The 8,271-nt window shown below is 51.2% G+C and carries 10 protein-coding genes; 3 read left to right on the top strand and 7 right to left on the bottom strand.

What is annotated here, in order from left to right; all coding sequences use genetic code 11:
- The coding region (locus tag ACFQI7_RS37415; protein ID WP_218103619.1) for a DUF3888 domain-containing protein at window positions 1-333 on the top strand (333 nt) is incomplete at its 5' end.
- A 107-nt stretch (window positions 334-440) separates the two neighbouring features.
- On the opposite strand, the gene ACFQI7_RS37410 is transcribed toward ACFQI7_RS37415, so the two are convergent.
- The 5 genes from ACFQI7_RS37410 to ACFQI7_RS37390 form a co-directional block, all read right to left on the bottom strand.
- Window positions 441-1,235 carry an alpha/beta fold hydrolase gene (locus ACFQI7_RS37410; protein ID WP_377518594.1) on the bottom strand — a complete coding sequence of 265 codons (795 nt, stop codon included), beginning with the start codon at window positions 1,233-1,235 and terminating at the stop codon, window positions 441-443.
- Window positions 1,236-1,901: 666 nt separating this feature from the next.
- On the bottom strand, window positions 1,902-3,464 hold the full coding sequence (locus ACFQI7_RS37405; RefSeq protein ID WP_377518592.1) for a DUF4179 domain-containing protein: 1,563 nt from the start codon (window positions 3,462-3,464) through the stop codon (window positions 1,902-1,904).
- On the bottom strand, window positions 3,458-4,021 hold the full coding sequence (locus ACFQI7_RS37400) for an RNA polymerase sigma factor (protein WP_377518590.1): 564 nt from the start codon (window positions 4,019-4,021) through the stop codon (window positions 3,458-3,460). The genes ACFQI7_RS37405 and ACFQI7_RS37400 overlap by 7 nt, the downstream gene beginning before the upstream one ends.
- The gene (locus tag ACFQI7_RS37395) at window positions 4,022-4,381 is read right to left on the bottom strand and encodes a hypothetical protein (RefSeq protein ID WP_218103621.1); all 360 of its coding nucleotides are present in this window, start codon (window positions 4,379-4,381) and stop codon (window positions 4,022-4,024) included.
- Between the two features lie 163 nt (window positions 4,382-4,544).
- Window positions 4,545-5,390, bottom strand: coding sequence for a DUF5643 domain-containing protein (locus ACFQI7_RS37390; protein ID WP_377518588.1), 846 nt, complete (start codon window positions 5,388-5,390; stop codon window positions 4,545-4,547).
- A gap of 193 nt (window positions 5,391-5,583) precedes the next feature.
- On the opposite strand from ACFQI7_RS37390, the gene ACFQI7_RS37385 reads away from it, so the two are divergent.
- On the top strand, window positions 5,584-6,513 hold the full coding sequence (locus ACFQI7_RS37385) for a stalk domain-containing protein (RefSeq protein WP_377518586.1): 930 nt from the start codon (window positions 5,584-5,586) through the stop codon (window positions 6,511-6,513).
- Window positions 6,491-6,682, top strand: a complete 192-nt coding sequence (locus ACFQI7_RS37380; protein ID WP_377518584.1) for a copper amine oxidase N-terminal domain-containing protein — start codon at window positions 6,491-6,493, stop codon at window positions 6,680-6,682. Before ACFQI7_RS37385 ends, ACFQI7_RS37380 begins: the two co-directional genes overlap by 23 nt.
- A gap of 397 nt (window positions 6,683-7,079) precedes the next feature.
- Here ACFQI7_RS37380 and ACFQI7_RS37375 read toward each other — a convergent pair whose 3' ends face one another.
- Entirely contained in the window at window positions 7,080-7,319 is a 240-nt protein-coding gene (locus ACFQI7_RS37375) for a hypothetical protein (protein WP_377518582.1), read from the bottom strand.
- A gap of 32 nt (window positions 7,320-7,351) precedes the next feature.
- Complete coding sequence (locus ACFQI7_RS37370) at window positions 7,352-7,999, bottom strand: extracellular solute-binding protein (RefSeq protein ID WP_377518580.1); 648 nt, start codon at window positions 7,997-7,999, stop codon at window positions 7,352-7,354.
- Window positions 8,000-8,271: the final 272 nt, after the last annotated feature.

Raw genomic sequence — 8,271 nt, 5'->3', positions numbered from 1 at the left:
CAACTTCAAGATATGCTTGTCTTGGTTCTACTACCGCAGATGCGCGAGAAGCTTGCTGAGGTATATTCAGATGTATTTTCAGTACCAGGATCACCAGATATTTATCCTTACTTTGTGGATGTGAAGCACATTGAAAGGGTAAATGGTTTCCGTGGTTTTGATTTTTTAATCACACTTGATGCGCACCCAACAGTCGGGCCTCATATCCCTATTGGCGAAGATGTGTTTACATACCGGATCTCGGCAGCTGGAGTTGAGCTTAAAAATTTTGAACATCTTAGAGGACCAAATAAGGATGACTTCCCCCAAAATTACCAAGATCTTTTGATGTAACTGGGAACAATAGCTTAATAAACTCGAAGAAACGGCAGCCGGCATAAAGGCTGTCGTTTTCTCAACTTGCCTGTCGTCGTGCTATTGCGGTTCCCGCGGTGAGGTGTTCATCGCCGCGCAGTCCCGACGAACTCCCACATCAGCTGATTGAACTTGTCACGTTCATCGTAGAACGAGCCGTGGCCGCTGTACATGAACGGCACGAGCTGCGAATGGGGAATTTTACGATGCATCTCCTCCGCCTGGCTGAATGGAATGACCTGGTCGTGAATGCCATGCACGATCAGCGTCGGCACCTGGATGCGAGACAGGTCGGCATTCAAATCGAAGTCCCGCAGCATGACGATGATCGCGGCCGTCGACCAACCGGCGGCCTGCATGCCCATCCTATTGAACCAGTCCGAGAATGGCTTGGTGATGTACCGAAAGAAGAAAATATCCGTCACGCCGAGCATCATGTTCGCCCGGTCGTTCAACGTCTCCTTCAGCAGCTGCGCGGCCGTCTCCTTGGTGAAGCCGCGAGGAGCCGCCGCGTCGATCAGCACGAGCTTTGATACGCCGCCACCATTATACCGTACGACGTATTTGATCGCGATCGCGCCTCCGGTCGAATGTCCGGCGAGTACGAAATCTTTCAATTGCAGCTCCTCGACGACGGCGCGGATATCGTCCGCAAGCCGCTCTAAATTATAGCCACCGTAGGGTCGGTCCGACTTGCCGAAGCCACGCCAGTCGATGCCGATGCAGCGGTAGCCCATGCCTGGCAGCACGTCGAACTGATATTCGAACTGGTCATGGTTGAGTGGCCAGCCATGAAGAAACACGATCGTCTTGCTTCCGGCCGGGTTGATGTCCTCCACATAGAGCTTTACCCCCGGCTCTACCGTTACGTAGTATCCCACCGTCGATCCCTCCGCGAATCAAAATCCTTTCCCGATAGGATACGCACTCAGCGCCCAAACGTGAATGCCCGGGGCGGGGCGGCGCAGCCGGCGAGCCGGAAGCTAGCATAAGCAACTGTATATGGTTTCTTATTGACAACCTATTGGCTGGTATAGCGCAATGACGGCTGCCCCGCGGCAGCCGTTTTGGTATTGAACTATCGTTACTCGATAACCTAAAAACCAGATTTTTCATATGGCTTCACCCACTTCGAGCAATCTGTCGGGAATGGGATAAAGTTCTTGTCACGGGAATTTGACTAGAACTTTATCCCATTCCCGACAGAAAAAAACCATATCTGTGATGGGTGAAAAAATGTTGTTTCTTTAAATTGTAAGTCGGGACACGTATTGATCGACGTAACTTCGTAAAGATTTTTGTTGTTCTGCTTGCGGCTTTTCGAAACTTCTCATCGATACACTGAGTGGCGTGAAAGAATTCATATTTTGCAATTCATGCTTAGCTCGTTTTGATTTGTGAGGACATTTCATGCTGCTATTTCTCCCAAAAAAACACCCCCGTGCCTTGACAGCATCATGCCGGTGTGATTCCGTCATGAACGCGTTCAAAACACGGGGAAGCTTCAATAAAAGCGATGGTGCAAAGTATCGGCAAGGTTAAAACTGCTACTTTCTAAATTCAAACGTAATCTCTTTTTTCAGCGGGATCGGGTTGAAGTCGCGCAGCATAGTAATTTCGTAAGAGTCTTGCTCGGGCGTTCTAATGCCGGCTTCGAAATAGTCATCCTCCGGCCGCTCGGAACGCGCCACCCCCTCGATTACCGCAACGTCGGGACGCTGTTCGTACAATTCCTTCAATTCCGGTGTATTCTCTATTTTCTCTGTATATGCTTTTTTGAGATCCTCAGGAATGCCGAACTGGATGCCCAAGCGGACGTCTTCCGGACGATCCTTCTTGATTTTGAGCCACAGGTAACCATTTTTATAATTGCTTTCGAGGATCGTAAATTGTTTATCCTTAAAGCGTACCGTTTTCGGAAGCTTTTCGCTGGACGAGAACGTAAATGAGGCGCTCGGCGTCTTTTCCGTAAGATGGATGCCGTTCAGGTGCAAGGTTAGCCGTTTCACGGATGGGTCGAAATACGGCGAAGACATGAACTCCATTTTGTTGCCGTCCCAATCGCCAGGCCGAGCAAGGCTGTCATATTGTTTCTGCGGTCTATCCGCCAAAAGCGGGTATTTGTTCCCCTTGTCATCGGTAAGATATGGGTCAAACTCCTGTGAATTATTGCCAAACCAAGCAAAGTTCAAATAATGGGTTGCGCCCTGCCCAATTTTCACATCAAGGTGCGTATTCGTAGGCGTGATCTTGAGCTGATCCAAGGTAAATGATGGAAGATCGAAGTCTCCGGCCACCTCGACCTGTTGATGAAGCGGAACAATAAGATCTTCGCGCCATTGCGCCTTATCGAACGGCACGCTGATATCGAACAAGAACTTTGAGCTTTTTCCAGGAGGATGCTCGTATACCTTAAACCGCAGTTCCTTCGGGTTCTTGTTTATAAAATCTTTAACTTGTTGCGGCGTCAGGAACAATTCGGAAGTTTCGACTTGGATTGGCTCCTGGGTTGCGTCATTGGACTCGATGGTGCCCCCGCTGCCTTGACCGATAGCTTCCTCGAAGTCATAGCTATTGATACTAAAATTCGTGATTTTTCTCTGGTCTACATCCAAAACGCCGTTTTCCCGTTTGAACGCGTTTTTCTTAATCTCGTCGGACTTGACGAACGTTTTGTAGGAAAGCTTATCGCCGGTCAAATAGACGTCGCTGATGCCGATGGTGACGTCGCCGAACTGCTTCACGACAGGAGCGGTCGGTTCATAGCCATAGGAGCGCGCATTGCGGACGCCGTCATAGCCCCGTACTTCATCCAGCCAGCTTAACACGCCGGAGAAGCCGGGAATGCCTTTTACCATATTGGCGAACGTCGGGGAAACCTGAGCGCCGCCGACCGAAACGACTACGGCCAAAGCACAGGCCGCGGCAATGGTGAAGCGCGCCTTCCTGCTGCGCCGCCGGATTGGCCTACGGGCCGGGATAGCAGGCATCGATTCTGCTATGTCCGGGACGTCCTTAGCGAATTGAAGCAGCGATGCCGGGACTGGAAGCTCTTGAAGCGATTGGGCGAGCTCTTCTTTGACTTGTTTATCACGTACTGATTTCAACATTCCATCACCTGCTTTGGATTAGGTTGCATCATTTTTTCGTTCAATTTCAAGCGGGCGGCGTGCAGCCGCGATTTGATCGTGCCCTTCTTCACGCTAAGCACATCGGCGATTTCATCCAGCGACAGCTCCTGGTAATAGTACAAAATGACGACTGTCCGGTGGTTGACGTCCAGCGACATCACCGATCCCAGCAGCTCGTGGCCCGCTTCCTTGCGGATGAGCGCGTCGATCGGGGAGGCTTGCTCATCCGGCACTTCAATCTCCTCCAGATCGCCGGTCCGGCTGGCCAATTTCGAACGCTGTCTGGCCAGATCGAGCGCGCGGCAGGCGGTCAAATGATTGAACCAGTTCTTAAAATTGCGGATATTTTTGCCGTTCATTATGGCTTGATACGCTTCGAGCAACGCATTCTGCACCGCATCCTCCGCCAGATGCGAGGAACGCAGTATCGCGGCCGACGTGCTGTAGACGCGGCCTAGCAACGGCTCAACCAGCTTGAAAAAAGCTTCTTTATCTCCGTTCCTGCACTGCTTTATATATAGCTTTTCCTGATCCATTTACGTCACCTTCCTGACTTCCTCTACCTTATAGGCGAACGAAACGGGGCTCCGGTTCATTGATTCCGCAAAAAATTTTCTTAATGATACTTGCATATCGTCGCGATCAAGGCGTCGGCCGTCATGTACGGCTCGCCTGCATTGATCCGGTACACCAGCCGGTCCGCAGCGGTATTGATGCCCTCCCGGATCGTAAACAGCAGCCCGATGCCTGCGTCCTCCGCCGCTTGAAGCGTCTCTTAATTGTACGCCCTGTACGGAAAAGCAAGCAACCTCGAATGATTGCCAAAGCTCGGTGCGGAGCCGCTCGTTCATAAACGTCAAGTCGCTGCGAATCCGCCTGCGGTACTCTTCGCCCAACTCGGTCCGCTTCCGCTGGGTCAGATAGGTGGGATGGGTCATTGCGTCCGCGATCGGCCCAAAGGCCGCCGCACAAGTATTGAGAACGATTCAGCCTGTAGGCAAAGGACTGTAGCAAAAAAAACAACCCGCGTGGAGTGTAACCCCTCGAGGGTTGTTATCGTTATTGTGGAAGATGAACCTTCATCTCCAGCTCCTTCAGGAACGTCACAGGCGTCATGCGCTTGGTCAGCACCTTAAGCTGTGCTGTCGAGTCCACGGCCGGAAATTCAAGCTCGTATTGGTAGACGCCGTCCTCTACGCCAACCAATTTCGTGCGGATCGCATCAAGCTGCTTCCCGTTTTGTACAAGCCAAGTGCCCGTCTTCTGAACGGATGCCATTTCTCCGGCGATCGCCAGTTTCAGAAGGGTTTTATCCTTGCCGAAGTCCACGCCGGTTACCGACATGGTGCCGATTTTGCCTTGATCGAGCGTTAGCGGATATTGACCGGTCAATGGCGCTGTCACATTTGCTTTATCCGAGAACATCGTGCTTGTATCGTCGTACCAGCCTCCTACATACGGCCTGATGGTCAGCTCCTTGGGCTTCCCCTGCAAAGGCTTCACATTTTCGGTATAGTGGGGCACGAAAGATCCATCCGGCTGCTCCTGTCCTTTCTCACTAGCCTTTTGGTATTCGTAAATCCATCCGTTGTCGTCCGTGACCAAATACCGCATTTTCATGAGCTGTTCATCGACATCTTTTGCTATCCCATCCGGGACGTGGCGGGCCAAGACAAATTCGGTCGTCTCCGGAGTGGCCGACAGCGACTTCAACGTGAATGTGGCCCCGCCGTACTGCTTTTGGATGTTCGAGTTCAAATTGAAGGTTTTTGTGTCATGAGTGGCAACCGGCACTGCGGCGGTTTGGTTTGCGGAAACGGCGGTTGCATCGGCCCGAACGGCCAGTGGTGCAAGTCCTCCAAATAATACGGCTGCGCTTAATACGGCAATGGTAGTTTTTTTCATTGTGGTTTGCTCCTCCTCTTTTTGGGTCGTACACCTTATAGGCGAACGAAACGGCGACTCGGTTCATGGGTGAACCGAATTCGATTTTGCTTCGCCTTAAGATAAGGAGGTGTTTTCGTCCAGCCCAAGCGGCGATGATTCGGGGCGAAAAATCAGCACCGCCGCAATCCCTTATATGGAGAAAATGGAGGATATGATGATGTTGAACAAACGAAAATGGTTGTCCGCAGGACTAGGTTTTGCATTGCTTACCATCGCGCTGCCTCTTTATGGAGCGTCAGCTGCCCCGGCAGAAATCGGAGCCGGCGTACTAACCCTTGAGCAGGTCGCCAATGAAATCGAAGGGAAGCAGCCGCTCCCGTTTTACGTGGAGCGGAAGGAGACGACCACCTTTGAAAATGGAACGAGCAAAGTTGTGTTATTCAAGGAATGGCAGGATGTTCCGAATGCCCGGTACCGATCGGAGATCAACTATGACGGAAGCGGCAAAACGATGAGCACCTCGATCATCAACGGAGATGACGGAGTTTTCATCACGGAAGGGAAAACAAGCAAAGTAAAGCTGAACGGGATGGAATGGTACAGCTATTCCAACATATCCAAGCAAAAGCTTAAGTTGCTGTTAGAAGATAATGAAGCTCCGGTTTTTAAAGGAGAAGAAACGCTCCTTGGCCGGGCCGCCTATCACCTGTCTGGTGCAAACAAGCAATTGAACCGAAAATTCACGGATGCCGAAGGGATCGAGAAAGTGGAAAACGGGGTCGTCCCGGCCAGAGAGCAATGGTTCGACAAAGAAACCGGTATATTGCTGAAAGAAACCACAACCGATCCGCGTGGCGGCGGCAGCGAAAGTATCGTAACGTCGGTTGATTTCACGCCGGTATTCGGCATCGATACCTTCAGTTTCGAAGCATCCACAGGTGGCACCGACGCCATTAAGGTAACCATTGACGGTACCGCGCAAAGCTTCGAGCAGCCTCCGGTTATCGTCGAAGGCAGCACGCTTGTGCCGCTAAGGGCGATTTTTGAGAAGCTGGGTGCCACGATCGACTGGAACGAAAGGGAACAATCCGTGACAGCCAAGAAAGGAAACGACGACGGTGTATTTGAAAATCGGCGATAAAAATGTCACGGTCGGCGGTTCGGCTCAAACGCAGGAAGTGCCGGCGCAGATCGTGAACGGCCATACGATGGTCCCGGTCCGCTTAATCGGCGAGGCACTGGGGGCGGAAGTGAAGTGGGAGCCTTCTTCCCGAACGGTTATTATTACGAATAATAACGGGATAAAATAAATTAAACCTTGGTTTGGGTCACGGCTGGTCGTGCCCGAATCAAGGTTTTTTCACATCCGTTAGTGTCTTTCCTGATCATTGGAGCAGCCAATGTTTTCCCACAGCTCATGAAATACCTAGTGGAGTTTATAATGAAAGGCTTGACGGAATGATTTATGGGAAGGGATGCAACATTGGCGGTAAACCATGCTGGCTGACGGAGTCGGATAACCCTGCATGCAAGGGGACGTCCAATACCACCAATGGCTCCGAGGGTATTAAGTTGAACCATCCATTTCTACTGTCTGACCACGAACTCTCATGGATGTCCTGCTTGCCGTCCTGCATGGCGATATCGACGCCCGCTTCCTCCGACTCCGACAAAGGTAAACGCGGCGCAGGAAAAAGTGAGGCTGACCTACGGCACCGGACTTTGACGTAGAACCCCCAGAAACGGAACCCCCGCCGCCAAAAATTTCATCCATTCGACGTCAGCCTGGTCCTTTCGCACCCCTATCAGACAAATCAAAAGCAAGACCCAGCACTCCAAGGTCCAATCGCCGACGGTACCGATGCGCCAAACCAAATAAATCGATGCTAAAATACCGCACATCGTCCAGTCGATTCCATTTGTCCATCGTCTTGACTTCTCCGACATTGTTCGATTTCCCTACCCGGCTAGCCCTGCCCTTATTGTTCCGTATTTTTTTGTTCTCGTTTTGCTTTGTCATAAATGTCCTGGCCTTTTTCCTGCATAGTTTTGAGAGCTTCGTCAACCGATTTTTTGCTTTCGACGACGGCTTGCACCTCCGCTTGGGCCATTTGGTCAAAGGCAGAGTAGAACGACGCCGGCACCGGCTCCGCGCCTTTCGGATAGCCGTTTCGGGCCATTTTCAGCATCGTGAACGGTTCGAGGCTGCGGCCGTCTCGTTCTTTGATGTAGGCTGTTCTGGAGGACAGCTCGCCCGGATTCGAGGAGACCGTCGCTTTCGCTACTTCCTCGCTGTTGATATATTTGACCAATTCCCAGGCTGCCCGCCTGTTGGGCGAATCGACATGGACGGCAAAAAACTTCGAAATGGACACCGCATCCGAAGCCTCCGGGTTTCTCGGATCGACCGGAACGGTAACGATATCCCAGTTGACCGGATTGACGTCCTTGAGCGAATTCTTGCCCTGCAGCAGCGTCTCAATATTGTACGATCCCGCGATGGTCATGGCGGCTTTGCCGGCGACGAACAAGTCTTGCTTCAAGATGTCTTCCATCGTCATTCCCGGCTCGATCGGCTTGCTGTCTTTTGCGTCATAGATTGTGATAATGTTCTTGTCATCCGACATTTGTCCGGCGACACAAACATGAGTGCTTTGAGAACCCGTCAATCGGGGATTTTTTATTTCAAAGCACCTGTGTTTGTGTCGCGAGGCCACGACACAAACATAGGTGCATAATCGTTTTAGGACACAAACATAGGTGCATAATCGTGAATGAATTTGGCTTGCAAATAAAGCTTCATTTTCTAAGTCCCATTACACAGAAGAGGGTTAACGATCTACTTAGCAAAATGTCCAGTTATAAACCGAAAGCCGTCATAATTCGGAAGCCGCGTTAA

This window comes from Paenibacillus allorhizosphaerae (assembly GCF_042659105.1).
In the GTDB taxonomy this organism is placed as follows: domain Bacteria; phylum Bacillota; class Bacilli; order Paenibacillales; family NBRC-103111; genus Paenibacillus_G; species Paenibacillus_G allorhizosphaerae.
Note: the sequence above shows the minus strand (reverse complement) of the source record. Positions and strands in the feature narration are given on the sequence as shown.